This is a genomic window from Streptomyces sp. NPDC037126, assembly GCF_055605965.1.
Map to the genome: position 1 here is coordinate 120,085 of NZ_JBVJTD010000016.1, position 26,840 is coordinate 146,924.

25 protein-coding genes and 1 tRNA gene are annotated in these 26,840 nt (G+C 72.4%); 17 read left to right on the forward strand and 9 right to left on the reverse strand.

Annotation, left to right across the window (positions count from 1 at the left end):
- The first annotated feature begins 145 nt into the window (after window positions 1-145).
- Window positions 146-403, forward strand: a complete 258-nt coding sequence (locus ACZ7FF_RS30425) for a hypothetical protein (protein ID WP_470816079.1) — start codon at window positions 146-148, stop codon at window positions 401-403.
- A gap of 26 nt (window positions 404-429) precedes the next feature.
- On the forward strand, window positions 430-2,247 hold the full coding sequence (gene glmS, locus ACZ7FF_RS30430; RefSeq protein WP_470816080.1) for a glutamine--fructose-6-phosphate transaminase (isomerizing): 1,818 nt from the start codon (window positions 430-432) through the stop codon (window positions 2,245-2,247).
- A gap of 64 nt (window positions 2,248-2,311) precedes the next feature.
- Here glmS and ACZ7FF_RS30435 read toward each other — a convergent pair whose 3' ends face one another.
- Together ACZ7FF_RS30435 and ACZ7FF_RS30440 are read right to left on the reverse strand one after the other, a co-directional pair.
- The gene (locus ACZ7FF_RS30435; RefSeq protein ID WP_470816081.1) at window positions 2,312-2,872 is read right to left on the reverse strand and encodes a GPR1/FUN34/YaaH family transporter; all 561 of its coding nucleotides are present in this window, start codon (window positions 2,870-2,872) and stop codon (window positions 2,312-2,314) included.
- A 125-nt stretch (window positions 2,873-2,997) separates the two neighbouring features.
- Window positions 2,998-3,525: a universal stress protein gene (locus tag ACZ7FF_RS30440; protein WP_470816082.1), complete on the reverse strand. Its 528-nt coding sequence runs from the start codon at window positions 3,523-3,525 to the stop codon at window positions 2,998-3,000.
- 313 nt (window positions 3,526-3,838) lie between these two features.
- Between ACZ7FF_RS30440 and ACZ7FF_RS30445 the strand changes: the two genes are divergently transcribed.
- The 4 genes from ACZ7FF_RS30445 (at window position 3,839) to ACZ7FF_RS30460 (ending at window position 6,619) form a co-directional block, all read left to right on the forward strand.
- Window positions 3,839-4,108: a hypothetical protein gene (locus ACZ7FF_RS30445; protein ID WP_470816084.1), complete on the forward strand. Its 270-nt coding sequence runs from the start codon at window positions 3,839-3,841 to the stop codon at window positions 4,106-4,108.
- A gap of 374 nt (window positions 4,109-4,482) precedes the next feature.
- Window positions 4,483-5,700, forward strand: a complete 1,218-nt coding sequence (locus tag ACZ7FF_RS30450) for a helix-turn-helix domain-containing protein (protein WP_470816086.1) — start codon at window positions 4,483-4,485, stop codon at window positions 5,698-5,700.
- A 121-nt stretch (window positions 5,701-5,821) separates the two neighbouring features.
- Window positions 5,822-6,427 carry an oligoribonuclease gene (orn, locus tag ACZ7FF_RS30455; RefSeq protein WP_470816088.1) on the forward strand — a complete coding sequence of 202 codons (606 nt, stop codon included), beginning with the start codon at window positions 5,822-5,824 and terminating at the stop codon, window positions 6,425-6,427.
- Between the two features lie 119 nt (window positions 6,428-6,546).
- Window positions 6,547-6,619, forward strand: a tRNA-His gene (locus tag ACZ7FF_RS30460).
- A 249-nt stretch (window positions 6,620-6,868) separates the two neighbouring features.
- Here ACZ7FF_RS30460 and ACZ7FF_RS30465 read toward each other — a convergent pair.
- Window positions 6,869-7,924: a LacI family DNA-binding transcriptional regulator gene (locus tag ACZ7FF_RS30465; RefSeq protein ID WP_470816089.1), complete on the reverse strand. Its 1,056-nt coding sequence runs from the start codon at window positions 7,922-7,924 to the stop codon at window positions 6,869-6,871.
- A 313-nt stretch (window positions 7,925-8,237) separates the two neighbouring features.
- Here ACZ7FF_RS30465 and ACZ7FF_RS30470 point away from each other — a divergent pair, with 313 nt between their 5' ends.
- From ACZ7FF_RS30470 to ACZ7FF_RS30485, 4 genes are all read left to right on the forward strand, one after another.
- Window positions 8,238-9,572 carry an ABC transporter substrate-binding protein gene (locus tag ACZ7FF_RS30470; RefSeq protein WP_470816090.1) on the forward strand — a complete coding sequence of 445 codons (1,335 nt, stop codon included), beginning with the start codon at window positions 8,238-8,240 and terminating at the stop codon, window positions 9,570-9,572.
- Window positions 9,569-10,594: a carbohydrate ABC transporter permease gene (locus ACZ7FF_RS30475; protein ID WP_470816092.1), complete on the forward strand. Its 1,026-nt coding sequence runs from the start codon at window positions 9,569-9,571 to the stop codon at window positions 10,592-10,594. The genes ACZ7FF_RS30470 and ACZ7FF_RS30475 overlap by 4 nt, the downstream gene beginning before the upstream one ends.
- On the forward strand, window positions 10,591-11,475 hold the full coding sequence (locus ACZ7FF_RS30480) for a carbohydrate ABC transporter permease (protein WP_470816093.1): 885 nt from the start codon (window positions 10,591-10,593) through the stop codon (window positions 11,473-11,475). The genes ACZ7FF_RS30475 and ACZ7FF_RS30480 overlap by 4 nt, the downstream gene beginning before the upstream one ends.
- Before the next feature lie 106 nt (window positions 11,476-11,581).
- The gene (locus ACZ7FF_RS30485) at window positions 11,582-13,012 is read left to right on the forward strand and encodes a GH1 family beta-glucosidase (protein ID WP_470816095.1); all 1,431 of its coding nucleotides are present in this window, start codon (window positions 11,582-11,584) and stop codon (window positions 13,010-13,012) included.
- 60 nt (window positions 13,013-13,072) lie between these two features.
- On the opposite strand, the gene ACZ7FF_RS30490 is transcribed toward ACZ7FF_RS30485, so the two are convergent.
- From ACZ7FF_RS30490 to ACZ7FF_RS30500, 3 genes are all read right to left on the reverse strand, one after another.
- Window positions 13,073-14,551 carry a glycoside hydrolase family 18 protein gene (locus tag ACZ7FF_RS30490; protein WP_470816097.1) on the reverse strand — a complete coding sequence of 493 codons (1,479 nt, stop codon included), beginning with the start codon at window positions 14,549-14,551 and terminating at the stop codon, window positions 13,073-13,075.
- Between the two features lie 110 nt (window positions 14,552-14,661).
- Window positions 14,662-16,065: a sensor histidine kinase gene (locus ACZ7FF_RS30495; RefSeq protein WP_470816098.1), complete on the reverse strand. Its 1,404-nt coding sequence runs from the start codon at window positions 16,063-16,065 to the stop codon at window positions 14,662-14,664.
- Window positions 16,062-16,766 carry a response regulator transcription factor gene (locus tag ACZ7FF_RS30500; protein WP_470816099.1) on the reverse strand — a complete coding sequence of 235 codons (705 nt, stop codon included), beginning with the start codon at window positions 16,764-16,766 and terminating at the stop codon, window positions 16,062-16,064. The genes ACZ7FF_RS30495 and ACZ7FF_RS30500 overlap by 4 nt, the downstream gene beginning before the upstream one ends.
- Window positions 16,767-16,865: 99 nt before the next feature.
- On the opposite strand from ACZ7FF_RS30500, the gene ACZ7FF_RS30505 reads away from it, so the two are divergent.
- Window positions 16,866-17,360, forward strand: coding sequence for a hypothetical protein (locus ACZ7FF_RS30505; RefSeq protein WP_470816101.1), 495 nt, complete (start codon window positions 16,866-16,868; stop codon window positions 17,358-17,360).
- A gap of 13 nt (window positions 17,361-17,373) precedes the next feature.
- Here ACZ7FF_RS30505 and ACZ7FF_RS30510 read toward each other — a convergent pair whose 3' ends face one another.
- Together ACZ7FF_RS30510 and ACZ7FF_RS30515 are read right to left on the reverse strand one after the other, a co-directional pair.
- Window positions 17,374-18,240, reverse strand: a complete 867-nt coding sequence (locus tag ACZ7FF_RS30510; RefSeq protein WP_470816103.1) for a spermidine synthase — start codon at window positions 18,238-18,240, stop codon at window positions 17,374-17,376.
- Window positions 18,241-18,274: 34 nt separating this feature from the next.
- A complete protein-coding gene (locus tag ACZ7FF_RS30515) occupies window positions 18,275-18,670 on the reverse strand; it encodes a hypothetical protein (RefSeq protein ID WP_470816104.1) in 396 nt (131 codons plus the stop codon).
- 265 nt (window positions 18,671-18,935) lie between these two features.
- Between ACZ7FF_RS30515 and ACZ7FF_RS30520 the strand changes: the two genes are divergently transcribed.
- Window positions 18,936-20,423, forward strand: a complete 1,488-nt coding sequence (locus tag ACZ7FF_RS30520; protein ID WP_470816105.1) for a hypothetical protein — start codon at window positions 18,936-18,938, stop codon at window positions 20,421-20,423.
- A 149-nt stretch (window positions 20,424-20,572) separates the two neighbouring features.
- Here ACZ7FF_RS30520 and ACZ7FF_RS30525 read toward each other — a convergent pair whose 3' ends face one another.
- Window positions 20,573-21,169 (reverse strand): histidine phosphatase family protein, encoded by a 597-nt coding sequence (locus ACZ7FF_RS30525; RefSeq protein WP_470816107.1) that lies wholly within the window; start codon window positions 21,167-21,169, stop codon window positions 20,573-20,575.
- Between the two features lie 216 nt (window positions 21,170-21,385).
- On the opposite strand from ACZ7FF_RS30525, the gene ACZ7FF_RS30530 reads away from it, so the two are divergent.
- The 5 genes from ACZ7FF_RS30530 (at window position 21,386) to ACZ7FF_RS30550 (ending at window position 26,805) form a co-directional block, all read left to right on the forward strand.
- On the forward strand, window positions 21,386-22,330 hold the full coding sequence (locus ACZ7FF_RS30530; protein ID WP_470816108.1) for a phosphatase PAP2 family protein: 945 nt from the start codon (window positions 21,386-21,388) through the stop codon (window positions 22,328-22,330).
- On the forward strand, window positions 22,227-23,438 hold the full coding sequence (locus ACZ7FF_RS30535; RefSeq protein ID WP_470816109.1) for a hypothetical protein: 1,212 nt from the start codon (window positions 22,227-22,229) through the stop codon (window positions 23,436-23,438). The genes ACZ7FF_RS30530 and ACZ7FF_RS30535 overlap by 104 nt, the downstream gene beginning before the upstream one ends.
- Entirely contained in the window at window positions 23,429-25,015 is a 1,587-nt protein-coding gene (locus ACZ7FF_RS30540; RefSeq protein ID WP_470816110.1) for a hypothetical protein, read from the forward strand. The genes ACZ7FF_RS30535 and ACZ7FF_RS30540 overlap by 10 nt, the downstream gene beginning before the upstream one ends.
- Complete coding sequence (locus ACZ7FF_RS30545; protein WP_470816112.1) at window positions 25,012-26,349, forward strand: AAA domain-containing protein; 1,338 nt, start codon at window positions 25,012-25,014, stop codon at window positions 26,347-26,349. Before ACZ7FF_RS30540 ends, ACZ7FF_RS30545 begins: the two co-directional genes overlap by 4 nt.
- A gap of 87 nt (window positions 26,350-26,436) precedes the next feature.
- Window positions 26,437-26,805, forward strand: a complete 369-nt coding sequence (locus ACZ7FF_RS30550; protein WP_470816113.1) for a hypothetical protein — start codon at window positions 26,437-26,439, stop codon at window positions 26,803-26,805.
- Window positions 26,806-26,840 lie beyond the last annotated feature (35 nt).

Sequence of the window (26,840 nt, forward strand, 5' to 3'; positions counted from 1 at the left end):
CTGAAAATGGTCCACATCTCCAACGAGACGCAAGACACAGGATGGACAGCCGGAGAACAGAGATCCACAACACATCACGCGGTGAGTTGCCCGGAATCGGGCACGATTCTTGCGAAACGGCGCCTCGTACTTCAGGATCTACCGGGTGCACGACGAACTTGTCGATCATCTGACGCGGTCCACGCCCCTGAGCCGGGGCGAGGCGCTGCGCGTGGTCCAGGACGTGCTCGCCTATTTCGACGAGACGACCCATGACTTCGTCCGTCGCCGCCACCGCGAACTCCAGGCCCAGGGCCTGGTGAACACGGAGATCTTCGGACGGATCGAGGCGGACCTGAAATACCGGGCGGTGGCGCCGCCGGAGCTGACGCTCAGGCAGCTGCGCCGCATGGTCTACGGCTGAGACGCCAGGCTGAGAGATACATATACATGTGCGGAATTGTCGGATACATCGGGAAGCGTGACGTCGCTCCCCTCCTCCTGGAGGGCCTGCAGCGGCTGGAGTACCGCGGCTACGACTCCGCGGGCATCGTCGTCACCTCCCCGAAGGCGCCCGGCCTGAAGATGGTGAAGGCCAAGGGCCGGGTGCGCGACCTGGAGGCCCGGGTCCCGGCGCGCTTCAAGGGCACCACCGGCATCGCCCACACCCGCTGGGCCACCCACGGCGCCCCCTCCGACGTCAACGCCCACCCGCACATGTCGGCCGACAACAAGGTCGCGGTCGTCCACAACGGCATCATCGACAACGCCGCCGACCTGCGCCGCAAGCTGGAGGCGGACGGCGTCGAGTTCCTCTCCGAGACCGACACCGAGGTCCTCACCCACCTCATCGCCCGCTCCCCGGCGGACAAGCTGGAGGACAAGGTCCGCCAGGCCGTCCGTCTCGTCGAGGGCACCTACGGCATCGCCGTGCTGCACGCCGACTTCCCCGACCGCATCGTGGTGGCCCGCAACGGCTCCCCGGTCGTCCTCGGCATCGGCGAGAAGGAGATGTTCGTCGCATCCGACATCGCCGCCCTGGTCATGCACACCCGGCAGATAGTGACCCTCGACGACGGCGAGATGGCCACCCTCAAGGCCGACGACTTCCGCACCTACACCACCGAGGGCACCCGCACGACGGCCGAGCCCACCACGGTGGAGTGGGAGGCCGAGTCGTACGACATGGGCGGCCACGACACCTACATGCACAAGGAGATCTTCGAGCAGGCCGACGCCGTCGACCGCGTGCTGCGCGGCCGCATCGACGACCGGTTCTCCACCGTGCACCTCGGCGGCCTCAACCTGGACGCCCGCGAGGCCCGGCGGATCCGCCGCGTGAAGATCCTCGGCTGCGGCACCTCGTACCACGCGGGCATGATCGGCGCCCAGATGATCGAGGAGCTGGCCCGCATCCCCGCCGACGCCGAGCCCGCCTCCGAGTTCCGCTACCGCAACCCGGTGGTGGACCCGGACACCCTCTACGTGGCGGTCTCCCAGTCCGGTGAGACGTACGACGTCCTCGCCGCCGTCCAGGAGCTGAAGCGCAAGGGCGCCCGCGTCCTCGGCGTGGTCAACGTGGTCGGCTCGGCGATCGCCCGCGAGGCGGACGGCGGCATCTACGTGCACGCCGGCCCGGAGGTCTGCGTCGTCTCCACCAAGTGCTTCACCAACACCACGGTCGCCTTCGCCCTCCTGGCGCTGCACCTCGGCCGCACCCGCGACCTCTCCGTGCGCGACGGCAAGCGCATCATCGAGGGCCTGCGCCGGCTGCCCGGGCAGATCACCGAGATCCTCGAACGGGAGGAGGAGATCAGGAAGCTGGCCGAGGACTACGCCGACGCCCGCTCGATGCTCTTCATCGGCCGGGTCCGGGGCTACCCGGTGGCCCGCGAGGCCTCCCTCAAGCTCAAGGAGGTCTCGTACATCCACGCCGAGGCCTACCCGGCCTCCGAGCTGAAGCACGGCCCGCTGGCGCTGATCGAGCCGGCCCTGCCCACGGTCGCGATCGTCCCCGACGACGAACTCCTGGAGAAGAACCGGGCCGCCCTGGAGGAGATCAAGGCCCGCGAGGGCAAGATCCTCGCCGTGGCCCACCGCCCCCAGGAGAAGGCGGACGAGACCATCGTCGTCCCGAAGAACGAGGACGAGCTCGACCCGATCCTGATGGGCATCCCCCTCCAGCTGCTGGCCTACCACACGGCCAAGGTCCTGGGCCGCGACATAGACAAGCCGAGGAACCTGGCGAAGTCGGTGACGGTCGAATAGAAAACGGAGCGGACCCCCACGTGAGCCACCAGACACGTGGGGGTCCTATCCGTGCCGCTGCGGATCAGCCGGTGGCCGTCACCCCCCGGCCGGCGGCACGCCGGGGAAGCACCGTCGGCCAGTGCGCGACGGCTGCCGTCGCCGCGTACCAGGCCACCGCCCCGGAGACGACGGCCACCCAGCCGCCGACCTTGGTGAGAACGGAACTGTCCGCGAACTGCGCCACGGCGAGCACGAGCATCGCGAGGGACAGCAGCCCGTACACGGCCTGGCCGAGACTGTCGCCGCCCGTCAGGGTCAGTGTGAGCGCCACGAGGGCGAACAGGAGCAGGAAGAGCCCGGCGGCGTGCGCGGAGCCCTGACCGGAGACGGCCCAGGTGAACCAGAGTGCGCCGAGGGCCACGAAGGCCGTGCCGGAGGCGCTGTCGCGGTCACGGAAGGCCAGCAGACCAACGAGGAAGAGCGCGACCCCGCCCACGTAGTGGGCCAGCGATACGGCGTCGGACGCCGCCACGCCGTCGATCACGCCGGTCGTACCGAGCCCGAACGCCAGCAGGGTGACACCCAGGGCGAGTCGGCCGACCACGGTAGTGCTTCCGATTCCCGCGGAGACGTCGTTGTCCACGGCGGGCTCCCTTCATGCATGTGCAGTTGCGCGGTGACCGATACATGCCCTTCACAAGGGCACAATCCACCTCTACGCGTCAGTAGTTTCGCGCTGCACAAAGAGAGTTGACGGGGCGTCGGACCTCAGGGGATGACGATCACGGGCCGCTGCGCCCGCTTGGCGAGCCGTCCCGCGACCGAGCCGAAAATCCGGCCGACGATACCGTGGGTGGAGCCGACGACGATCGCGTCCGCCTCGTACTCCCGCCCCACCTCTTCGAGTTCGTGGCAGATGTCGCCGCCGCGCTCGACCAGGATCCACGGCACCTCCGCCAGATAGTCCGCGCAGGCCAGTTCCAGCCCCAGGACCTCGGTGCGGTGGTCCGGCACGTCGACGAAGACGGGCGGCTCGCAGCCGGCCCACACGGTGGTGGGCAGCCGGTTGGCCACATGGACGATGATCAGGCCGGACTGGGAGCGGTGGGCCATGCCGATCGCGTAGGCGAGGGCGCGCTCACTGGAGTTGGAGCCGTCGAAGCCGACGACGACCCCGTGCCGGAAGGCAGGATCGCAGGAGGGGCGTGGGTCTTCCGCCGCCAGGGGATCGGCCGCCGTGGGGTCGGCGACCGGCCGCTTGCGGTCCGCGGGTTCGAAGAATTCGTGACCGGCCATGGCTGTCTCGGCGTTGTGATCCTTTATGGATGGGTCGACAGTGTGCGACGGAGCTGTGTCCGGGAAACATCTTCCCCACCCCATACCCCCAAGGGTACGGCGGCACGCCTCCCGAGCCCAGATCCCGCGCACGCTCCGTGAGCGGTCCCCCACTTCCGCAGGGGTTCACCGGAGCATGCACGAGCGACGCCCGTAACGCAATGCTCGCTGCCCCGTACAGGCGGTTTGCACAGGATTCACAGAAGTACGACCGGTGACCGACCGCTCGAACACGCGTTGAACCCGGGTGAGCCACCGCCACAGGGAGTACGTGATGTCCGGACCCCGATCCAGCAGCGAGCAGCCCTTTGCGCCGGACACCGCCGGCGATGTGATCCGCTGGGCCGCCTTCAGCTGCGTCCTCGTCCCCGTGGTGCTGGTCTGGTACGGCACCTCGCTGGCCGGCGCGGCGGGGACGGCGCTGGGACTGGCCGCCGTGACGGCCGTGTGCCGGCTGCTGCTGCGCCACTCCGAGCGGGGAGCCCGGCGTTGCGACGCGCAAAGAGGTGGACGTCACACCCGGGGACGGACACCGGGTGACTGACCTGTTTCCGCACCTCTGAACGCTTCTTTTCAGCCAACTTCTGGATATCGGCCAGGAGGGGCCCCGACCACCCCCCAACCCCGGTTCCACCTGCAGGGAAAGGGTCTACGGGCCGCTGCGCACCCTACGCGGTTTGGCCACTGCGACAAGGCGCACTTCCCTGCACGCCCCGCGAGTGCAACGCTTCGTGATCGAATGCTTCACGCCAAGTTGTCATGTCGACAATGTGCCGCATTTGGAACTGGTCACCGTGAGACCGCGGGACCCAGTAGATTCGATCTTGTCTTACGGCGGGGGACTCGTGCAGGACCGAGGGGAAACGTGCAGGAGCGACACAACCGAGGAGCCGCGACCACCGAGGGGGGCTTAGCAGTATGAGCCACGACTCCACTGCCGCGCCGGAAACCGCAGCCCGGAAGCTGTCCGGGCGCCGCCGCAAGGAGATCGTCGCGGTGCTGCTGTTCAGCGGCGGCCCCATCTTCGAGAGTTCCATTCCGTTGTCGGTGTTCGGGATCGACCGCCAGGACGCCGGCGTGCCGCGCTACCGACTGCTGGTGTGCGCAGGTGAGGAAGGCCCACTGCGGACCACAGGGGGCCTGGAACTCACCGCGCCGCATGGGCTGGAGGCGATCTCACGCGCCGGCACCGTCGTCGTACCGGCCTGGCGCTCGATCACCTCGCCGCCACCGGAGGAGGCGCTCGACGCACTGCGCCGGGCGCACGAGGAGGGTGCCCGCATCGTCGGGCTGTGCACGGGCGCATTCGTGCTCGCGGCAGCCGGACTGCTGGACGGACGCCCGGCGACCACCCACTGGATGTACGCGCCGACGCTGGCCAAGCGCTATCCGTCGGTGCACGTGGATCCGCGCGAACTGTTCGTCGACGACGGCGACGTGCTCACGTCGGCGGGGACGGCGGCCGGCATCGACCTGTGTCTGCACATCGTGCGGACGGACCACGGCAACGAGGCGGCCGGCGCGCTCGCCCGGCGCCTGGTGGTCCCGCCGCGCCGCAGCGGCGGTCAGGAGCGCTATCTCGACAGGTCTTTACCCGAGGAGATCGGCGCCGACCCGCTCGCCGAGGTCGTCGCCTGGGCGCTGGAACACCTCCACGAGCAGTTCGACGTGGAGACGCTGGCGGCACGCGCCTATATGAGCCGCCGTACGTTCGACCGCCGGTTCCGCTCGCTCACCGGGAGCGCGCCGCTGCAGTGGCTGATCACGCAACGGGTGCTCCAGGCGCAGCGGCTGCTGGAGACGTCGGACTACTCCGTGGACGAGGTCGCGGGCCGGTGCGGATTCCGCTCGCCGGTCGCGCTGCGCGGGCACTTCCGCCGCCAGCTCGGCTCGTCCCCCGCCGCCTACCGGGCCGCCTACCGGGCCCGCAGGCCGCAGGGCGACAGGCCGGGTGAGGTGGAGGCCCCGCTGCCGCCGCCCGGCCAGCCGGTCCCGCCCGCGGGGCTGCCGGGCCCGGGACCGGTGGGCCCCGTGCCCGTCCTGCACGCGGACCGGGACAGCGGGGTGCCGCTCCAGAGCCGCCGCGCGGCGGCCGGCGCGGTGAGCCTGCTGCCGGGGCCGCGCTCGGGCAGCTGAGCCGGAGACGCACGTGAGAAGGGGACGGGGGCACGCACCCGTCCCCTTCTTCTTCGTGTCGTGCCCGGCCGGCGGCGGCACGGGGGCATCCAAATGCGGACGTCAGCTTTAGGGTGGTCGCATGAACGATCGCATGGTGTGGATCGACTGCGAGATGACCGGCCTCTCGCTGTCCGACGACGCTCTCATCGAGGTGGCCGCCCTCGTCACCGACTCCGAGCTGAACGTACTCGGCGAGGGGGTGGACATCGTCATCCGCCCGCCGGAGCAGGCACTGGAGACGATGCCGGAGGTGGTGCGTCAGATGCACACCGCGTCCGGGCTGCTCGCGGAGCTCCCGAACGGCACGACCCTGCAGGACGCCGAGGAGCAGGTCCTGGCGTACGTCAGGGAGTACGTGAAGGAGCCCGGCAAGGCCCCGCTGTGCGGCAACTCCGTCGGCACCGACCGCGGCTTCCTGCTGCGGGACATGCCGACCCTGGAGGACTACCTCCACTACCGGATCGTCGACGTGTCCTCGGTCAAGGAGCTGGCCCGCCGCTGGTACCCGAGGGCGTACTTCAACAGCCCGGAGAAGAACGGCAACCACCGGGCCCTCGCCGACATCCGCGAGTCCATCGCCGAGCTGCGCTACTACCGCGAGGCCGTCTTCGTCCCGCAGCCGGGCCCGGACTCGGAGACGGCACGGGCGATCGCGGCGAAGCACGTGCTGCCCGCCGCGAAGTAGGAGGGCCGGGGTCCGCTCGGGGGGGCCGCGCGAAAACCTGTGCGCGAGCACCCCCTCGGACCCTGTAGACTTCTTCTCGGCCGGTCGGGGAAACGACAAGTTTCCAAGCGCTGGTCATGGTGGGTGTAGCTCAGCTGGTAGAGCACCTGGTTGTGGTCCAGGATGCCGCGGGTTCGAGTCCCGTCACTCACCCTGTGTGATCAGCCGGTGACTCCGTCTCAGGACGGGGCACCGGCTGATTCGTTTGCGGGGCCGGTGGCCGCCGGGAAGATGTGCCGTGCGCCACCCGCCACCGCCGCGCGCCGATACGCCTCCCCCGTCGCCACCCCGGTGAACGGCGAGCCGAACACCGCGCCCCCCGGCGAGCCGCCGAGCCCACGGAACAGGTCTCTCGCCGCCGTCGCCGACGCGTCCGCGCCCTCACCGGCACGCCGGGCCCGGTCACGACGACGCCCGGGCCACCAGTTCCGTGGGCAGTACCGCGTGCCGGCGCTCCGATCCCCGTACCGCCGCCGGGCGGCGGTCGGCGATCTCGGCCTGCAGCAGGTCGATCATCGCCCGGCCCATCTCCTCGATGGGCTGGCGGACGCTGCTGAGCGGCGGGTCCATGTGGCGGGCGATGGCCGAGTCGTCGTACCCGACCAGTGCCACGTCGTCCGGGATGCGGCGGCCCGCCTCGCGCAGCACCTGGCGGGCGCCGGCCGCCATCACGTCCGAACCGGCGAAGACCGCGTCCAGGTCCGGGTGCCGCTCCAGCAGCACGGACATCGCCCGCCGGCCGCCCTCCTCCGTGAAGTCGCCGGGCGCGACGAGGAGTTCGTCCACGGTCCGGCCCGCGTCCCGCAGCGCCTCGCGGTAGCCGTCGACGCGGCGCTGGGCGCCGTACACGTCCAGGCGCCCGGTGATGTGCGCGATCCGGGTGCGGCCACCGGCCAGCAGGTGCTCCACGGCCGAGCGGCCGCCGCCGTAGTTGTCCGAGTCCACCGAGGGGAGCGTCTCCCCGGCCGAGCGAGGGCCGCTGATCACGGCCGGGATCTCCAACTGGGAAAGCAGGTCGGGCAGGGGATCGTCGGCGTGGACCGACACCAGCAGGACGCCGTCCACGCGATGGGCGGCGAGGTACTGGGCCAGGCGCTGCCGCTCCCGGTCGCTGCCCGCGAAGATCAGCAGCAACTGCATCTCGGTGTCGGAGAGTTCGGCGCCGACACCGCGCAGCATGTCGGAGAAGTACGGCTCCGCGAAGAAGCGGGTCTCCGGCTCGGGGACGACCAGGGCGATGGCGTCGGTGCGGTTGGCGGCGAGTGCGCGGGCCGCGGTGTTGGGGACGTAGCCCAGTTCGGCGACCGCCGCCTCGACCGCGGCACGGGTGGCGTCACTGACCCGGGGCGAGCCGTTGATCACCCGGGACACCGTGCCCCGGCCGACCCCGGCCCGGGCGGCGACCTCCTCGAGCGTGGGCCGACCACCGCTCCGGCCCCGCGCTCCGTGGCTCGCCATGGGCTCCACCTTCCCTCGACACAAATCCCGGCTGGCTGGAATCTAACAGTCCTGGCCAGGGCCACGGGGGCCCCGGGGGACGGGCGATGGCTCGTTAACGCCTCGATAACTGAACGCACTTGCCGCTGCCGGGTCCCTTGACACCCCGCCCCGGAGCCGCGACTCTTCAACACATCACCTGTGGGAGCGCTCCCACAGTACCTGACACCTACACATCCCGCACGTTCCCCGCCCGAGCCGCAGCGAGTACGAACGGGCCCTATTTCCATGCAGTTGGCCGGGGGGTCGGCACGTCAGGCAACAGGAGGACGCAATGCGCACGAGCATCCGCCGGTCCCAGCGGCTGATGGCCCTCGCGGCCGTCGCCGCCTTGACCACGGGGCTGCTGGCCGGCTGCGCCAAGGACTCGAGCGACGGTTCGTCGGACAACTCGGACGGTGGCAACGGCAGCGGCAAGGGCAAGATCACCCTCACCATCGGGACCTTCGGCGTCTTCGGCTACAAGCAGGCCGGCCTCTACGACGACTACATGAAGCTGCACCCGAACATCAACATCAAGGAGAACGTCACCACCAGGACCGACGTCTACTGGCCGAAGGTGCTCACCCGCCTCCAGGCCGGCTCCGGCACCGACGACGTCCAGGCCATCGAGGTCGGCAACATCACCGAGGCCGTGCAGACCCAGGAGGACAAGTTCGTCGACCTCGGCAAGGACGTCGACAAGTCCCAGTGGCTGGACTGGAAGAACGCCCAGGCCACCACCAAGGACGGCAAGCTCATCGGACTCGGCACGGACATCGGGCCGATGGCCATCTGCTACCGCAAGGACCTCTTCCAGAAGGCCGGGCTGCCGACCGACCGCACCAAGCTCGCCGACATGTGGAAGGGCGACTGGGCCAAGTACGTCGGCGTCGGCAAGCAGTACATGAAGAAGGCGCCCAAGGGCACCAAGTTCGTGGACTCGGCGGCCTCCGTCTACAACGCGGCCCTCGGCGGCGGCGACGAGCGCTACTACGACAAGGGGACCGGCGACGTCGTCTGGGACAAGTCGGACGGCGTGAAGAAGGCCTGGAACGTGGCGATGAGCGTCGCGACCAGCGACATGTCGGCGAAGCTGAAGCAGTTCGACCCGACCTGGGACCAGGGCTACGCCAACGCGAGCTTCGCCACCGTCGCCTGCCCGGCCTGGATGCTCGGCTACATCGAGCAGAAGTCCGGTGACTCCGGCAAGGGCAACTGGGACGTGGCGGCGGCCCCGACCGCGTCCAACTGGGGCGGCTCCTTCCTCGGCGTGCCGACGGCGGGCAAGCACCAGAAGGAGGCCATCGCGCTGGCCAAGTGGCTGACCGCGCCCGCGCAGCAGGCGAAGGTGTTCGCCAAGCAGGCGAGCTTCCCGTCCGTCCCGTCGGCCTACTCGAGCCTGACACCGGCCCCGGACACCACCGCCTACTTCTCGAACGCGCCGATCACCCAGATCTTCTCCGACTCGGCGAAGACCATCCCGACGCAGTACTTCGGCATCAAGGACCAGCCGATCAACTCGGCCATCACCGACGTCGGCATCCTCCAGGTCGAGCAGAAGGGCAAGTCGCCGTCCCAGGGCTGGGACGCGGCGTCCAAGGAGATCAAGGACGTGCTCGGCCAGTGACCAGCTCCAAGCAGGCTCTCGCGCACCCCGCGTCGAGCGCCGAGGCCGCGCCCGGCACCCCGCCGGGCGCGGCCCGGGGCGCTCACGGTCGCGGTACGCCGGCGGGTACCGACTCCTGGCGCAGCCGGCTGTACCGCTGGGACATGAAGGCGTCGCCGTACGCGTTCGTCGCCCCCTTCTTCGTCCTGTTCGGGGCCTTCACCCTGGTCCCGCTGCTCTACACGGCCTGGTACTCGCTGCACGACGTGCAGCTGGCCTCCCTCGACCACCAGACCTGGACGGGCCTGGACAACTACAAGAACCTGTTGTCCTCGGACTTCTTCTGGAACGCGCTGACGAACACCTTCACCATCGGTGTGATCTCGACCGTGCCCCAGCTGCTGGCGGCGCTCGGTCTCGCGCACCTGCTGAACTACCGGCTGCGCGGCTCGACCGCCTGGCGCGTGGTGATGCTGACCCCGTACGCCACCTCGGTGGCCGCGGCGACCCTGGTGTTCACGCTGCTGTACTCGTGGGACGGCGGCATGGTCAACTGGATCCTGCACTTCTTCGGGGTGCACCCCGTCAACTGGCGCGAGTCGGACTGGGGTTCGCAGTTCGCGGTGTCGTCCATCGTGATCTGGCGGTGGACGGGCTACAACGCGCTGATCTACCTCGCGGCGATGCAGGCGATCCCGGCGGACCTGTACGAGTCGGCGGCCATCGACGGCGCCAACCGCTGGCAGCAGTTCCGGCACGTGACGGTCCCGCAGCTGCGGCCCACGATCCTGTTCACGGTCGTCGTCTCCACCATCGGCGCCACCCAGCTCTTCGGTGAACCGCTGCTCTTCGGCGGGGTCAGCGGGTCCAAGGGCGGCTCGGAGCACCAGTACCAGACGCTCGGTCTGTACATGTACGACCAGGGCTGGATCATCGGCAACCTCGGGAAGGCGTCCGCCATCGCCTGGTCGATGTTCCTGATCCTGCTGATCGTCGCCGCGGTCAACCTGCTGCTCACCCGACGGCTGAGGAAGTCCCAATGAGCGAACTGACCATCCCTCGGGCCGGGCGCAAGGAGCGACGGCCGCGTGGCATGGGCGCCGGCAAGCAGCTGCACGCGGGTCCGGTGACGTATGCCGTCCTGACCGTCTTCGCGCTCGTCTCGCTGGCCCCGCTGGTGTGGACGGCGGTCGCCGCCTCCCGCACCGACCGGCGGCTCGCCCAGACCCCGCCCCCGCTGTGGTTCGGCGGCAACCTGTTCAGGAACCTCCAGGCGGCCTGGGACCAGGCCGGGCTCGGCACCGCGATGTTCAACTCGGTGCTCGTGGCGGGCACGATCACGATCAGTACGGTGCTGTTCTCCACGCTGGCCGGTTTCGCCTTCGCCAAGCTGCGGTTCCGGTTCTCCGGCCTGCTGTTGCTGCTGACCGTCGGCACGATGATGATCCCGCCGCAGCTGGCGGTCGTACCGCTGTACCTGTGGATGGCCGACCTCGGCTGGTCCAACCAGCTGCAGACGGTGATCCTGCCGAGCCTGGTGACCGCCTTCGGCACGTTCTTCATGCGCCAGTACCTGGTGCAGGCGCTGCCGGGCGAGCTGATCGAGGCGGCCCGGGTGGACGGCGCGAACAGTCTGCGCGTCGTCTGGCACGTGGTCTTCCCGGCCGCCCGGCCGGCGATGGCGGTGCTCGGCCTGCTGACGTTCGTGTTCGCCTGGAACGACTTCCTGTGGCCGATCATCGCCCTGAACCAGCAGAACCCGACGGTTCAGGTGGCCCTGAACTCGCTCGGCACGGGCTATGTCCCCGACCAGGCGGTGATCATGGCGGGCGCGCTGCTCGGCACGCTGCCGCTGCTGATCGCGTTCCTGCTGTTCGGCAGGCAGATCGTGGGCGGGATCATGCAGGGTGCGATCAAGGGCTGATCGCCGTCCGCCAGGGGCCGGGCCACCGCCTCCCCGGCCCCCTCCGCCCGCCCGTGTCTTCCCTCCCCCCTCGCCGGTCTCGTACGACTCTTATGGGAGCGCTTCCATGTCTGAATCCCCTTCTTCGGTGACCTTTCCTCCCGCCTTCCTCTGGGGCGCCGCGACCTCGGCGTACCAGATCGAGGGGGCGGTGCGGGAGGACGGCCGCACCCCCTCGATCTGGGACACCTTCAGCCATACGCCGGGCAGGACGGCCGGCGGTGAGACCGGTGACATCGCGGTCGACCACTACCACCGCTACCGCGAGGACGTGGCGCTGATGGCCGAGCTGGGCCTGAACGCCTACCGCTTCTCCGTCTCCTGGTCCCGGGTGCAGCCGACCGGCCGGGGGCCCGCGGTCCAGGTGGGCCTGGACTTCTACCGCCGTCTGGTCGACGAGCTCCTGGCGCACGGCATCCGGCCGGCCGTCACCCTCTACCACTGGGACCTGCCGCAGGAGCTGGAGGACGCGGGCGGCTGGCCGGCGCGGGACACCGCGCACCGGTTCGCGGAGTACGCGCAGCTCGTCGGCGAGGCGCTCGGCGACCGGGTGGAACAGTGGATCACCCTCAACGAGCCCTGGTGCAGCGCCTTTCTGGGCTACGGCTCCGGTGTGCACGCGCCCGGCCGTACCGACCCGGCCGCCTCGCTGCGCGCGGCCCACCACCTCAACCTCGGGCACGGCCTGGCCACCCAGGCGCTGCGGTCGGCGATGCCGGCCCGCAACCGGATCGCGGTCAGCCTCAACTCGTCCGTCGTGCGGCCCCTCACCCAGGACCCGGCCGACCTCGCGGCGGCCCGCCGCATCGACGACCTGGCCAACGGCGTCTTCCACGGCCCGATGCTGCACGGGGCCTACCCCGCGTCGCTCATCGAGGCCACGGCGTCGATCACCGACTGGTCGCACGTCCTCGACGGCGACCTGCGCACGATCGACGCGCCCCTGGACGCGCTGGGCCTGAACTACTACACCCCGGCCCTGGTCTCCGCGGCCTCCGGCGAGGTCGCGGGCCCGCGCGCGGACGGTCACGGCGCCAGCGACCACTCCCCCTGGCCGGGCGCCGACGACGTGCTGTTCCACCAGAGCCCGGGCGAGCGCACCGAGATGGGCTGGTCCATCGACCCGACGGGCCTGTACGACCTGATCATGCGCTACTCCCGCGAGGCCCCGGGGCTCGAGCTGTACGTGACGGAGAACGGCGCGGCCTACGACGACAAGCCCGACCCCGAGGGCCGGGTCCACGACCCCGAGCGCATCGCCTATCTGCACGGCCACCTCGCGGAGGTCCGCCGTGCCATCGCGGACGGCGCGGACGTGCGCGGGTACTACCTGTGGTCCCTGATGGACAACTTCGAGTGGGCCTACGGCTACGGCAAGCGGTTCGGCGCGGTGTACGTCGACTACGCCACCCTGGACCGCACCCCGAAGTCGAGCGCCCACTGGTACGGGGAGGCGGCGCGGACGGGGGTGCTGCCGGCGGTCGGGTCCACCCTCTGACGGGGGAGGCGGGGCGCGGCCCGTGTGGGGGGCGGGCCGTGCCCCTGGCTCGGGCGCCGGTCACTTGAAGGCGGCGAAGGCCTTCGAGAAGGCGCCGGCGTCCTGGACGACGGAGCTGCAGGTGGCGTCGGCGGTGGGCTTGGCGCCGCCCGCGCACTGCTTGTCGCGGGTCGCGGACCACATCGACAGGCCACCGAGGCCCTTGGACCTGGCGAAGTCCGCCAGCTGGGTGGCGTCGTCGACCTTGAAGACCTCGGAGGAGACGTCGTTGACGCCGATCATCGGGGTGACGGCGACGGTCTTCCAGGCGGCGGAGTCGGACAGGCCGAGCACGCTCTTGACCTGGGCCTGGGTGGCGGTGGCCGCCTGCTCGGCGTAGGTGCCCATGTCGCCGTCGTAGGAGGCGCCGTAGTCCATCGCCATGATGTTGACGGTGCCGATCCGCACACCGTTGGACTTGGCGTCGGACAGCAGGTTCACGCCGTCCTGGGTCAGGCCCTCGGGCATCACGGGGAGGGTGAAGGAGACGTCGAGGCCGGGGTGCTGGGCCTGGAGCTTGGCGATGGCCTGGGCGCGGCGGGTGTTGGCGGCCGTGTTGGGCAGCGCGCCGCCCTCGACGTCGAAGTCGACCTTGGTCAGCTTGAAGGCGTCGACCGCCTTGCCGTAGGCGGCCGCGAGCGCGTCCGCGGAGGAGCAGGTGGTGGCCAGTTCGGAGCCGGAGGCGCCGCCGAAGGAGACCCGGACGTCACCGCCCTCGGCCCGCAGCGCGCCGATCTGCGCGGCCACCCCGTCGCCGGTCAGGTCGGTCACGCCGCCCCACTTGGGGGTGCAGCCGCCGCCGTCGGTGACGAAGGCGAGGTTGTAGTTCTTCACGCCGGTCGCGGAGACGGCGCCGAGCAGGTCGAAGGCCGGGTAGAGGGAGGTGTCCACGTAGGGGGCGAAGCCGGCGGAGGCGGTGGTGCCGCTGCCGGTGGTCCCGGTGGGCGTGGGCGTGGGGCTCGCGCTCCGGGTGGGGGCCGGGCTCTGTGTCGGGGTGGAGCTCTTGGTGGGGGCCGGGGTCGCGGTGGGCGACTGGGTCCGGGTCGGGCGGCCGCTGGGCTCGGGCGTGGGGCCGTTGCCCGGCGAGCACTGGGTGTCGTCGATACGGCAGCCCGTGGGGTCGCCGCTGCCGTCGACCACGAAGCCGACGGTCACCGACTTCCCGGGGGCGATGCCCTCGGTGTCCCAGTTCGCGGGCTTCACGGTGACGTGGCGGCCGCTCACGCTCGACTCGCCGTTCCACAGTGAGGAGAGCCTGGCGCCGGCCGGCAGGTCGAACTCCAGCGTCCAGGTCTTCTCCTGGGCGCCGCTGTTGTTGGTGACGACGTACTGGGCGGTGTAGCCCGTGGACCAGTCGCTGGTCCTGGTGTACGCCGCGTTCACCCCGGCCGCGTTGGCGGTACCGGTGAGCAGGAGAGCGCCGCCCCCGACCACGGCCGCGGCGACCAGGCCGCCTATCGCCTTGTTCCTGCCACTGATCCTGCGCCGGTGCGTGGTCATGCGCGTGCCTGCCTTCGTTCTTCACGGGGGTGTGGTGCGGCAGCACGCTAGCGAGCCGGAATCGGACAAACGGCTTGATGCGGACGGTCGTTGAAGACCTTAGGCTTCGCTTAAGGAAGGGATCGGGGACGGTTAAAGGTCGAGACCAATTTGCCCGGTCGGCGCCTCCGCATCGCCCCCCGGTGCCCCCGGCCGACCTGCTTGCGGCCGTCCAGCTGGAACCAGATCCGTATCTCGGTGCCGCCCAGGACAGAGGCGCCGATGCGGACGTCGCCGCCGGTGGACTCGGCGAGCCGGCGGACGATGTCCAGGCCGAGACCGGTGGAGCCGGCGCTTCCGGAACCCCGGCCGCGGGCCATCGCCGCCTCGGGGTCGGGTATGCCGGGGCCCGCGTCGGAGACCAGCACGATCACCGCGTCCTCGCCGTTGTGCACGTCGACCGCGAAGGCGGTGCCCTCCGTGGTGTGCCGGAAGACGTTGCCGAGCAGGGCGTCGAGGGAGGCGGCCAGGTCGGCGCGGGCCACGGGTATGCGTACCGGGCGTTCGACACCGGCCACCCGCCACTTGCGGCCCTCGTCCTCGGCGAGCGCGGACCAGAACTCCATGCGCTCGCGGACCACTTCGGCCGCGTCGCAGCCCGCTCCGGGTCCCGGCGCGGCGGTCTGCGGCTTGGCCTCGCGCGCGGTGCGGATGATGGTGTCGACCTCGCGCTCCAGCTGGGCGACGGCGGTCCTGGTCTGTTCGGCAGCCGGTCCGGCGCCCAGGGAGGCCGCGTTCAGCCGGAGGACGGTGAGCGGGGTGCGCAGCCGGTGGGACAGGTCCGCCGCCAGTTCCCGTTCGTTCGCGAGGAGCTGGACGACCTGGTCGGCCATGGAGTTGAACGCGACGGCCGCGAGTCGGAGTTCGTTGGGCCCCTCCTCCGGGACCCGGGCGCCGAGCTTGCCGTCGCCCAGTTCGTGCGCGCCCTCGACCAGGCGCTGCGCGGGGCGGACCATGCGCACGCCGAGCCGGTCGGCGACGGCGACCGAGCCGACGATCAGCGCGAGCCCGACGGCGGCGAGCACCGCCCAGGCCGTGCCGACGCCGTTGGTCACCTCGGACTCGGGGACGTACACCTCGACGACCGCGATCGAGCCGGAGCCGAGGGCGACCGGCTGCAGGAGGGTGGAGCCCCCGGAGACGGAGGTCGTGGAGGCGCGGCCGAGCTTCCGCACGGCCGCGATGTCGTGGTCGGCGGCGCGCTGCCGGCCGATGTCGAGCGCGGCCCGGCCGCTGTCGGCGGGCAGGTGCACCGCCATCCCGGAGTCGGCACCGGCGGAGGCCACCACCCGCTCCAGCTTGTCCCGGTCGGTGGTGATGGACAGCGCGGGCGCGACCGCGGCGGCCTCCCGCTCGGCGTTGGAGAAGGCTCGGTCGCGGGCCATCTCCTTGACGACCAGGCCGAGCGGGACCGCGAAGGCGACCACGACCATCGTGGTCACCGCCAGGCACACCTTGACCAGGGCCCATCTCATCGCGCGGCCTCCTCCGCCGGTGGTTCGAGCTTCACGCCGACCCCGCGCAGGGTGTGCAGGTAACGCGGCCGCGCGGCCGTCTCGCCCAGCTTCCGGCGCAGCCAGGACAGATGGACGTCGATGGTCTGGTCGTCGCCGTAGGACTGCTGCCAGACCTCGGCGAGGAGGTCCTTGCGCGCGACGACGACGCCCGGGCGGCCGGCGAGGAAGGCGAGCAGGTCGAACTCGCGGCGGGTGAGATCGAGCCGCGCGCCGTCGAGTTCGGCCTGGCGGCGCAGCGGGTCGACGGTCAGTCCGCCGACGCGCAGGACGGAGGAGGGCGGGGCCTCGCCGCCCGTGGCGCGGGCCCGGCGCAGCACCGCCGCTATCCGGGCGGAGAGGTGCTCGACGGAGAACGGCTTGGTGAGGTAGTCGTCCGCGCCGGCGTTCAGCAGCCGGACGACCTCCGTCTCGTCGTCCCTCGCGGTGGCGATGATGACCGGGACGTCGGTGATGCCGCGCAGCATCTTCAGGGCCTCGGAGCCGTCCAGGTCCGGCAGTCCGAGGTCCAGGATGACGACGTCGAAGCGGAAATGGGCGACCTCGCGCAGCGCCTCCAGTGCCGTGCCGACGCTGCGCACGGTGTGCGAGGCGTCGGTCAGGTGCCGGATGAGCGCCGAGCGCACGAACTGGTCGTCCTCGACCACGAGCACACTTGCCATGCGCCGCACCGTACGCCATGCGGCCGACCCGGGGTCGGCGCCTGTGGACAACTCGGAACATGTGCGAAGGGCGGTGCCCCTGGGGCAGTATGGCCCGCGATGCGCAGAGGACTCGTACACGTACTGGCGTGGCTGCTGGCGACGGGAGCGGCGGTCACGCTCTCGTGGTGGGGCGTGCACACGGTGATGGCGGGCACGGCCTACGATCCGCCGCGCGCCCTGCCGGTGACGGCCGCCGACGCGACGACCCAGGGCGCGAGGCCCTCGGCTCCGGCGTCGCCCGCGGCCCCGTCGAGAAGTCCCTCGCCCGCGCCGTCGAGGCCCACGGTCTCCCCGCGCGCCTCCGCTCCGTCCCCGAAGTCCACCCCCTCCGGCCAGGTGAAGGCGTACGACACGGACGGGGGCCGGGCGGTGTTCGAGCTGGGCGCGAGCAGCGCGACGCTCGTCTCGGCGACGCCGGGGACCGGCTGGTCGATGCAGCTGTGGAAGACGGAGACCTGGATCCGGGTGGAGTTCAGCCGGGGCACGGACCGGGTGTCGGTGTTCTGCACCTGGCACGACGGGCCCCCGCACGTGGAGATCGGCACCTACTGACGGGGGCGGCTGCTCAGCGGAAGACCGAGGGCGGCGGGGCCGGGGAGGCCACCGCCGCCGCGTCCGTCACGGGGAGCGCGCCGCCGGTGAAGTCGGTGAGCGGGCGACCGTGTTCGAGCCGGCCGGGGTGGGGGTCGGAGGCGGCGCGGCGGGTGAGTTCGGCGACCGGCAGCGGGAGGTCGGAGGCGACCAGGATCGCGTTGCCGAAGCGCTTGCCGCGCAGGACGGCCGGGTCGGCGATGAGCGCGAGTTCCGGGAAGCGGGCGGCGGCGGTGGCGATCTGGCCGCGCAGATGGGCGAGCGGCGGTCCGTCGGCGAGGTTGGCGGCGTAGACGCCGGACGGCTTCAGGGCGCGGCGGACCTCGTCCAGGAACTCGGTGGAGGTGAGGTGGGCGGGGGTGCGGGTGCCGCTGAAGACGTCGGCGACGACCAGGTCCGCCCAGCCGTCGGGCACCTTGGCGAGTCCCGCGCGGGCGTCCGCCGAGCGCACCCGTATCCGCGCGCCGGGGTCCAACGGCAGCTCGCGGCGTACCAGTTGGACCAGGCCGGCGTCCCGCTCGACGACCTGCTGGGTGGACCGGGGCCGGGTGGCGGCGGCGTACCGGGCGAGGGTGAACGCCCCGCCGCCGAGGTGCACGGCGTGCACGGGCCTGCCGGGCGGGGCGACGAGGTCGATGACGTGGCCGAGACGGCGCTGGTACTCGAAGGACAGGAAGGTGGGGTCGTCCAGGTCCACGTGCGACTGGGGTGCGCCGTCGATCAGCAGGGTCCAGGCCCGGGCGCGGTCCGGGTCGGGTATCAGCTGCGCGAGCCCGCCGTCGACCGACTCCACGACGGCCTCGGCGGCGGCCGATCTGCGGGTGTTCCTGGACCTGCCCATCGCCCCATTTTCGCAGCTGCGGCGGGCAGCCGCGTCATCGGCAGTTGTCGGCCGCCTCGATCAGCCGGGCCGCCTCCCCGAGGGCCCGGCGCAGCACCACCGGGTCGGTGGCGAGGTCGGCCCCGCCGGGCGGCAGCAGCCAGTCGGAGCCGTCCACGGGCGGCTCGGGGTCCAGCCGCAGCCCGCGCCCGTTCGTCTCGGTGCAGGTGCTGCCGGGCACGTCCCAGCAGGCGGCCGTGCCGGCCGGCACCAGGAAGCCGAGCGTGCCGCAGCCGTCGTCGTGCAGCACCGGCCCGACCGCGTCCGACGCGCCGCGCCGCAGGATGTCGACCGCCTCCAGTCCCTGCCGGGTCGGCACGGTGACCAGGTCGCACGCCTCCGCGCCCCCCACGGTTGGCGTCGAAGGTTCGTTGCTCTGGCTGGTCTTCATGCCGGCCTCCACCACACAGCCTGTTGCGGTCCATGCACTCCAACGCGGGGGCCCGTCAACGGCTACGGCACAAGTGCGCCGCAAAGGATGGCAGTTCATGGCAGATCGTGGATGAGATATCCGGTTTGTAGCCAAACACAGCGTGGCGGGTCCTTCACAGCAGGTACGTTCATGCCCGCCGGAACCAGGGCGCCACTCGGACAACTCGTCCCGAATCCGCCCCGGCTCCGGCATGGTTCGACGGTTCGCACGAGAGGACCCGGCCATGGCGTCGTCAACAGTGACCTCGTCGCAGCCCGAACGGCCAGCACGGCCGAACCTCGCCTTCCGGCAGTTGCGCGGGCGGCGCTCACCGGCCGAGTTCGCGGCGCTGGTGCGGCGGGCCGCGCGCGAGATCGGCGAGCGGGTGAGCTGTGACGCGCGCTACGTCGGGCGGGTCGAGGCGGGCGAGATCCGCTGCCCGAACTACGCGTACGAGCGGGTGTTCCTGCACATGTTCCCCGGCCGCACGCTCACCGATCTCGGCTTCGCGCCCCGGTCGTCCGTCCGCGGACGAGCGGCACGGCCGGCCCCGGACGCGCTCGCGGCACCGGCCGCCGGTGAGTGCCCGGAGGCCGACGAGACCGGTGGGGCCGATGAGACGTGGGGGGCCTTCGAGCCGTATGACACGCAGGACCCGTACGACCCGCACGAGCCGTACGCGAGAGACCGACCGAACCACGAGGAGAGCGACGTGCTGCGTCGCGCATTCATGACCGGCGGCGGTGCCACGATGGCCGCCGCCACGCTGGGCCCGCTGCGGTCCGCCAAGGACGCCGTGGCCGCGGTCCGGCCGACGCGCCGGCCCGGCACGCCCGAGGCGGCCGCCCTGGAGGAGGCCGTCCGCCGTATCCGGCTGCTCGACGACCGGCACGGCGCGGACGGCCTCTACCGGAGGGCGGCGGCTCCCCTGCGCGCCGCCTACGCGCTCCTGGACGCGGGCGCGACCCGGCAGACCACCGTCGACCGGCTGCACGCGGGCGCGGGTGAACTCGCCATCTCCGTGGGCTGGCTGGCCCATGACTCCGGCCGCTTCGACGACGCCCGCTCGCACTACGCCGAAGCCCTGGCCACGGCCCGGATGACCGGGGACGCGGGGCTGGAGGCGCACGCCTTCTGCAACACCGCGTTCCTGGCCCGGGACGCCGGGCGCCCCCGGGAGGCGGTCCGGGCCGCCCAGGCCGCGCAGCGCGCCGCCCGCCCGCTGGGCTCCGCCCGCCTGATGTCCCTGCTCGCGCTGCGCGAGGCGGGCGGCTGGGCCGGACTCGCCGACCGCCCCGGCTGCGAGCAGGCGCTGGCACGCGCGCAGGCCCTCTTCGACCGGGGCCACTCGGAGGCCGACCCCGAGTGGATGAGCTTCTACGGCGAGGCCGAGCTGGAGGGGCTGGAGGCGCAGTGCTGGTCCACGCTGGGCGACTGGCGCCGCGCGGCCCGGCACGCACGCCGGGCCGCCGATCTGCAGGACCCGCACTTCACGCGCAACATCGCCCTCTACATGGCGGAACTGGCCGACGACCTCGCGCGCGAGGGCCGTCCCGACGAGGCGGCCGCCGCCGGCCTGCGTGTGCTGTCCCTGCTGGACCAGGTGCAGTCCTCCCGCATCCAGACCATGCTCGCGGGCACGGCACGAGTACTGCTGCCGCACCGGCGGGCGTCCGGGGTCTCCGAGTTCCTGGAACGCCACGCGTCCGTGCCGAGAACGGGCCGCGCATAACCACCGCCGCTCCCCCGCCCCGGGGAGCAGGCCCCGCCCGCCACACCGGAACGGATCCCTCCGCCGGTCTTCAAGGCGGCGGGCCCTGTCTGGGTGGGCGTGTGGCTCCCCGGGGCCCCCGGGGAGATGTGGTGGTGCCGGGCAGGCGGTCAGTCGGCCAGGTGGCCCAGGTCGTTCCAGGTCTCGATCGCCGGTTCGCCGTAGGCCCAGCCGAGGACGGACAGTGACGTCGGGTTCAGGCGTATCCGTGCGGCGAAGTCCAGGGGCAGGCCGAGCCAGCGGGCGCCGATGGAGCGCAGGATGTGGCCGTGCGCGAAGACCAGGACGTCTCGGTCGGCGGAGCGGGCCCACGAGACCACCTCGTCCGCGCGCGCGGTGACCTCGGCGAGGGTCTCCCCCTCGGGGACGCCGTCACGCCAGATCAGCCACCCCGGGCGCACGGCCTGGATCTCCGCCGGCGTCATGCCCTCGTACGCGCCGTAGTCCCACTCCACCAGCGTGTCCCAGCGCTCGGCGCGCTCACCGAAGCCGGCGATCTCGCACGTCTCACGCGCGCGGGACAGCGGGCTGGTGCGCACCTCCACCCCGGGCAGCCCGTCGAGCGGAGCGTGGTGCAGGCGCTCGCCGAGCAGCTTGGCCCCGCGCCGGCCCTCCTCCAGGAGGGGCACGTCGGTCCTGCCGGTGTGCTTGCCGGACAGCGACCAGGCCGTCTGTCCGTGCCGGGCCAGCAGGATGCGCGGTGCCATGGGGGGACCTTTCCGGGAGACGGACGCCACAGGGACGCCACGGAAACGCGAAGGGAGGACCCCTCCATCATCGCGCACGCCCCATCGGGGCAACCCGGCGGCCGATCTCGGCGTCTTTGTGGGCCGGAGCGCCCTCATGGGCGAGATCGGGACACCGTAAAGTGGCACGGTCGCCCCGCCGGGCGTGCCGTACAGCAGAAGGGGGAGGGCGATCGGATGCCGCAGACCGAGACACCGGGCACCGAGGTGGCGCCCCGTACCCGGCTGCGCTGGTGGACCGAGCTGCCGCTCATCCTGCTGGTGTACGGCTGCTACTCGGCCGGCCGTCTCCTCGCGCGCGGTGACGTCAGCGGAGCCGTCGACCACGGCCTCGCGATCCTGCGCGTCGAGAAGCTGCTGCACCTGAACGCCGAGCACCCGCTGAACCGTCTTTTCACCCGCGAGCCCTGGCTCGGGGTGCCGGCCGACTTCTGGTACGCCTCGCTGCACTACCTGATCACGCCCGCGATCCTCGTCTGGCTGTTCCGCACCCGCGCCGAGCACTACCGGCGCGCGCGCACCTGGCTGATGACGTCCACGTTCATCGGCCTGATCGGCTTCACGCTGCTGCCCACGTGCCCGCCACGCCTGCTGTCCGCGGGCCACGGCTTCGTGGACACCATGGCCCACTACAGCTCGTACGGCTGGTGGGGCGCCGACGCCAGCGCGCCGCGCGGCATGGGCGGGATGACCAACCAGTACGCGGCCATGCCGAGCCTGCACGTCGGCTGGGCGCTGTGGTGCGGGGTGATGCTGTGGCGGCACGGCGGCACGCGCCTCGGCAAGGTCCTCGGCGTCCTCTACCCGCTGGGCACCGCCCTCGTGGTCATGGGCACCGCCAACCACTACTTCCTGGACGCCGTCGCCGGGGTGGCCGTCATGGGTGTCGGCGCCCTGCTGGGACCGCGTGTCACGCGGGCCCTGGACCTGGTCCGGGCCCGTCTGTTCCGCCGCGCCACCCCCGTCACGGACGCCACCGGTTCCCCGATTGTCAGTGCCGGATGCCAGACTTCCGCGGGTGAGCGAATTCCACGGCAGCGCGAGTCGCGGCTCGACGGCGGAGCCGAGCCGGACGCCTCCCCCGCGGACGCGGGCGAAGGGGCTCCGGCACAGGCTCGCTGAGCTGCGCGGTCCCGAGGTACCGGCCAAGGCCCTGGACGCGCGCGCCCTCGCGGCGCTCGCGGCGAACCCCGGATGCCGCAGGCGGGCGATCCTGGACGGCGCCGGCGTGGACAAGGCACGGCTGGCGAGCGCGCTCGGCGCGCCGTCCGCGTTCGGGCAGTCGCAGTTCGCGCTGACCCGGGGGAACGCGTTCGAGGCCAAGGTGAAGGCGGACGGCGGCGCGGAGCTGCTGCGGCTGGCGCACACCCGTCTGGACCCCGGCGCCCCGCCGCCCGAGGACGCGGCCGTCCCCGACCTGACCGCGCAGGGCCCCGAGGGGCGCACGGCCCGTACGGCGCTGGCGCTGCGCGAGGCCACCGGAGCCGGCGGCTGGACGCTCCTCGACCACCCGATGCTCGCCCTGGACGTGGCGGGCTCGCTCGCGTTCCTGGAGCCGGACGCGGTGGTGGTGCACCCGGACGGCAGCTGGTCGGTGGTGGAGATCAAGTCCTTCCCGATGCTGGACGGTTCGGCGGACCCGGCGAAGGTCGGCGCGGCCGCCCGCCAGTCGGCGGTGTACGTGCTCGCCCTGGAGCAGGTCGCCGCCCGGCTCGACCCTCCCCCGCGCGTGCGTCACCGGGTGCTGCTGGTGTGCCCCAAGGACTTCTCCAACCTGCCCACCGGTTCCGCCGTCGACGTCCGCAAGCAGCGCGCGGTCACCGGCCGCCAGCTGGCCCGGCTCACCCGGATCGAGGAGATCGCCGACTCGCTGCCCGAGGGCACCTGCTTCGCGCCCGACCGCAGCGCCGAGGAGCTGACGGCCGCCGTGTCGGCGGTCCCGGCGACGTACGCGCCCGAGTGCCTGGCCGCCTGCGAACTGGCCTTCCACTGCCGGGAACGCTCCGCCGCGGCCGGTGCCGTCACCCGCCTCGGCCGGCCCCTGCGCGCCGAACTGGGCGGCCTGACCACGGTCGAGGACGTCCTGGCCGCCGCCCGGGGCGAGTGCGGCGACCCCGACGACCCCGCGGTGGCGGCCCTGCGCAGGGCGGCGGAACTGCGGGCCGAAGCCCTCCGGGAGGCGGCGGACCGGGAGCACTCGGCGGACCGGGAGGCGGCGCCATGTCCCTGATCACCACCCTCGCCCGCCTCGAGGCCGTCGGCACCGGGCGGGCCCAGCCCGCCGCCACCGTCCGGCACCGGCATCTGTCCGGCCGCCCGCTGGTGTTCGTGCCGCTCACCACCGCCGGTGAGGCCGGCGCTCCGCTGGGCGCACTGGTCGGCACCGACCGGGACGCGCCGCGCCTGCTGGTCGTGCCCCAGCCCCGCGACCGCGACCTGCGCTTCGCGTTCCTCGCCGAACTGGCGGACGTCGTCCTGCCGTACATCGACTCGTGCGCGGAGGCCGTGGAGGCGGCCGAGCGCACCGAGACGGACCCGGAGACCGGCAAGCGGGTCAAGGTCGAGGTGGAGCTGTGCGCGGACGCGCCCCAGCTGATCGTGCCGAGCCGGGCGGGCCTGGAGTTCGTACGGCTGCTCGGCCGGTCCATGCGCTTTCGCCGCACCGCGGAGCAGGACCCGGAGGCGCCCCATCCGGCGCCGCCCCGGGTACCGCTGCTCGGCCGGTGGCTGACCCACTACGGGGAGCGGTCCCGGGTCCCCGGCTCGGCGCTCCTGCTCGCCCTCACCGACCTGCTGTCCCATCACTGGGCGACCGGCCAGTCCGGCCTCGAGGACCAGCACCTGGGCGCGCTGCTGGCGTGGATCGACCCTCCGGGTGACACCGGCGCCGAGGCGGCGCGCCGGGCCGAGCTGGCCCGGGACGCGGACGGGCAGCTGCTGTGCCCGCCGGCCGGTCCGGCCACCGACCCGGCGTTCGACAACAGGCTGCTGGCCCCGGCGATCGAGCGGTACGACCGCGCGCGTGCCGCCCTCGCCGCCGCCGAGGACCCGCTGGAGGCCGACGACGGGCTCGCCGCGCTGACCCGGGCCGAACGGGACGTCCGCGATCTGGTGGCGAGCCGCACCCGGCCCACCTGGGACGCGGTGTGGCGGGGCCTTGACCTGCTGCGCGCGCTGCCCGAGGGCGCCCATGTGGAGGACCGCTGGACCCGCGACCGCTGGTCGTTCACCGGCCACCGCGACCGGGTGCTGGCCGGCGAGCCCCCGCAGCCGCGCCGGGACGACGCGGTGACGGCGGCGAACAAGCTGGCCACGCGCGAGCGTGAGCAGGCCCGGCTGGAGGCGCAGGAGGCGCTGGACGATCCGCTGGTGATGGCGGGGCGGCGGCTGGCCGGGGAGGCGTTCGCGGGCGAGGTGGCCGACGTCGTGATGGCGTACAGCGAGGGGAAGCGGCCGAGCCCGCGCCCGCTGGTGACGCTCCGCACGGACGACCGGCCGCATCTGGCGGAGCGGGCGAAGGTGTACCGCTCACTGGGCGGCAGGCCGCAGTCGGCGGAGTTCGTCGGATGCGAGACCGAGGGCGTGCTGGTGCTGCGGATCACCGACAAAATGGGCCGCGGCAAGGAGCCGGAGCCCGGTTCGGTGCCGGAGAAGGGCGACCGGATCTGCTTCACCCTCTTCGAGCACGAGCAGCGCGGCGGGGCGAAGCTGCCCGACCCGGAGCAGACCCCGTGGACGCACGGCGGGCCGCCCGGCGAGGCCGCCCAGGAAGCCGCCGACCCCGTCACCGAGGAGGACGTCCTGTGACGACCGTGGACCTCGACCCCTCGGTCGCGGCCGCCCGCGCGACCGACGCGATCCTCCGCGACACCCTGCACGGGACCGAGCGGGGTGTGGTCGTCGACTCGCCCCCCGGTGCCGGCAAGTCCACGCTGGTGGTCCGGGCGGCGCTGGAACTCGCGGATGCGGGGCGTCCGTTGATGGTGGTGGCGCAGACGAACGCGCAGGTGGACGATCTGGTGCTGCGCCTCGCCGAGAAGAACCCCGAGCTGCCCGTCGGCCGCCTGCACAGCAGCGACACCGATCCGTACGACAAGGCGCTGGACGACCTGGCGAGCGTGCGTACGTCCGCGAAGGCGGCCGACCTGAACGGCCTGCCGGTCGTGCTGTCCACCGCCGCGAAGTGGGCGCACGTGAAGGTGGACGAGCCCTGGCCGCACGCGATCGTGGACGAGGCGTACCAGATGCGCTCGGACTCCCTGCTCGCCGTGGCCGGACTGTTCGAGCGGGCACTGTTCGTGGGCGACCCGGGCCAGCTGGACCCGTTCGCGATCGTCGGCAGCGAGCAGTGGGCGGGGCTGTCGTACGACCCGTCGGCCTCCGCCGTCACCACTCTTCTGGCCCACAACCCGGAACTTCCGCAGCACCGGCTCCCGGTCTCCTGGCGGCTGCCCGCCTCGGCGGCCCCCCTGGTCTCCGACGCGTTCTACCCGTACACCCCGTTCCGCAGCGGCACCGGACCCGGTGACCGCCGGCTCGCCTTCGCGGTGCCCTCGGACGGCTCCGGCCCGGACCGGGTGATCGACGAGGCCGCCGCGTCCGGCTGGGGCCTGCTGGAGCTGCCCGCCCGGCACACCCCGCGCACGGATCCGGAGGCGGTGCGCGCGGTGGCGGCAGTCGTACGGCGCCTGCTGGACCGTGGCGGGGCCGCCGCGTCGGAGCGCTCACCGGAGCCCGCCCCGGTCACCGCCGACCGCATCGCCGTCGGCACGGCCCACCGCGACCAGGCGGCCGCGGTCCGGGCGGCCCTGGCCGACCTCGGTGCGGCGGATGTGACGGTCGACACGGCCAACCGCCTGCAGGGGCGCGAGTACGACATCACGGTCGTCCTGCACCCGCTCTCCGGCCGCCCCGACGCCACCGCCTTCCACCTGGAGACGGGCCGGCTCTGCGTCCTCGCCTCCCGCCACCGCCACGCCTGCATCGTGGTCTGCCGCGCCGGTGTGGGCGACCTGCTGGACGACTACCCGTCCACGGAACCGGTCCAGCTGGGCACCCTGGTGAAGTTCCCGGACGGCTGGGAGGCGAACCACGCGGTCCTCGCCCACCTCGCCGAACACCGCGTGACCTGGCGACCGTGAGGGCCCCCTTGCGGGGGCGCGGGACAATGGACGGTGGCCCGTCCGAAGGGGTGGGGCCGAGCGAACGTACGAGGAGGAGATGAAGACATGGCGGAGCCCACGCCGCGTCGGAACGACCCGCGGCTACGCCCCGCGCCCCTGCTCTTCGAGCCCGCGGAGGCGGCCGCCGATCCTGAGCACTTCTTCGACCTGGAGTCGATCGAGGACCCGCGGGCGCTGCTGGCCCGGGCCACGGAACTGACCCAGGCGTTCCGCGCGGCCGCCGACCGGGCCGTGGAGTTCCAGGCCATCGCGGCGGCCCAGCTCGCCGACCCCCGCCGGTTCGACCGGCTGACCCCCGCCGACATCGCCGGGCAGGCGGAGTGGACGGAGGACTACGCGAAGAAGATGGTCGAGTTCGGCCGGGACCTGATGCGGGGAAACAGCGAGGGACGCACGACCGCGGACCCGGTGTGACCCCCGCCTGGCATATGCCAGGCGGGCAAGATACT

Coding starts and splice junctions, on each gene's coding strand:
- ACZ7FF_RS30440 (WP_470816082.1), bottom strand. CDS start 3,525: ATGGCCGGTCACGAATTCTTCGAACCCGCGGACCGCAAGCGGCCGGTC.
- ACZ7FF_RS30470 (WP_470816090.1), top strand. CDS start 8,238: ATGCGCACGAGCATCCGCCGGTCCCAGCGGCTGATGGCCCTCGCGGCC.
- ACZ7FF_RS30540 (WP_470816110.1), top strand. CDS start 23,429: ATGTCCCTGATCACCACCCTCGCCCGCCTCGAGGCCGTCGGCACCGGG.
- orn (WP_470816088.1), top strand. CDS start 5,822: ATGAACGATCGCATGGTGTGGATCGACTGCGAGATGACCGGCCTCTCG.
- ACZ7FF_RS30450 (WP_470816086.1), top strand. CDS start 4,483: ATGAGCCACGACTCCACTGCCGCGCCGGAAACCGCAGCCCGGAAGCTG.
- ACZ7FF_RS30480 (WP_470816093.1), top strand. CDS start 10,591: ATGAGCGAACTGACCATCCCTCGGGCCGGGCGCAAGGAGCGACGGCCG.
- ACZ7FF_RS30505 (WP_470816101.1), top strand. CDS start 16,866: ATGCGCAGAGGACTCGTACACGTACTGGCGTGGCTGCTGGCGACGGGA.
- ACZ7FF_RS30530 (WP_470816108.1), top strand. CDS start 21,386: ATGCCGCAGACCGAGACACCGGGCACCGAGGTGGCGCCCCGTACCCGG.
- ACZ7FF_RS30465 (WP_470816089.1), bottom strand. CDS start 7,924: ATGGCGAGCCACGGAGCGCGGGGCCGGAGCGGTGGTCGGCCCACGCTC.
- ACZ7FF_RS30495 (WP_470816098.1), bottom strand. CDS start 16,065: ATGAGATGGGCCCTGGTCAAGGTGTGCCTGGCGGTGACCACGATGGTC.
- ACZ7FF_RS30550 (WP_470816113.1), top strand. CDS start 26,437: ATGGCGGAGCCCACGCCGCGTCGGAACGACCCGCGGCTACGCCCCGCG.
- ACZ7FF_RS30445 (WP_470816084.1), top strand. CDS start 3,839: ATGTCCGGACCCCGATCCAGCAGCGAGCAGCCCTTTGCGCCGGACACC.
- glmS (WP_470816080.1), top strand. CDS start 430: ATGTGCGGAATTGTCGGATACATCGGGAAGCGTGACGTCGCTCCCCTC.
- ACZ7FF_RS30485 (WP_470816095.1), top strand. CDS start 11,582: ATGTCTGAATCCCCTTCTTCGGTGACCTTTCCTCCCGCCTTCCTCTGG.
- ACZ7FF_RS30500 (WP_470816099.1), bottom strand. CDS start 16,766: ATGGCAAGTGTGCTCGTGGTCGAGGACGACCAGTTCGTGCGCTCGGCG.
- ACZ7FF_RS30490 (WP_470816097.1), bottom strand. CDS start 14,551: ATGACCACGCACCGGCGCAGGATCAGTGGCAGGAACAAGGCGATAGGC.
- ACZ7FF_RS30510 (WP_470816103.1), bottom strand. CDS start 18,240: ATGGGCAGGTCCAGGAACACCCGCAGATCGGCCGCCGCCGAGGCCGTC.
- ACZ7FF_RS30520 (WP_470816105.1), top strand. CDS start 18,936: ATGGCGTCGTCAACAGTGACCTCGTCGCAGCCCGAACGGCCAGCACGG.
- ACZ7FF_RS30525 (WP_470816107.1), bottom strand. CDS start 21,169: ATGGCACCGCGCATCCTGCTGGCCCGGCACGGACAGACGGCCTGGTCG.
- ACZ7FF_RS30515 (WP_470816104.1), bottom strand. CDS start 18,670: ATGAAGACCAGCCAGAGCAACGAACCTTCGACGCCAACCGTGGGGGGC.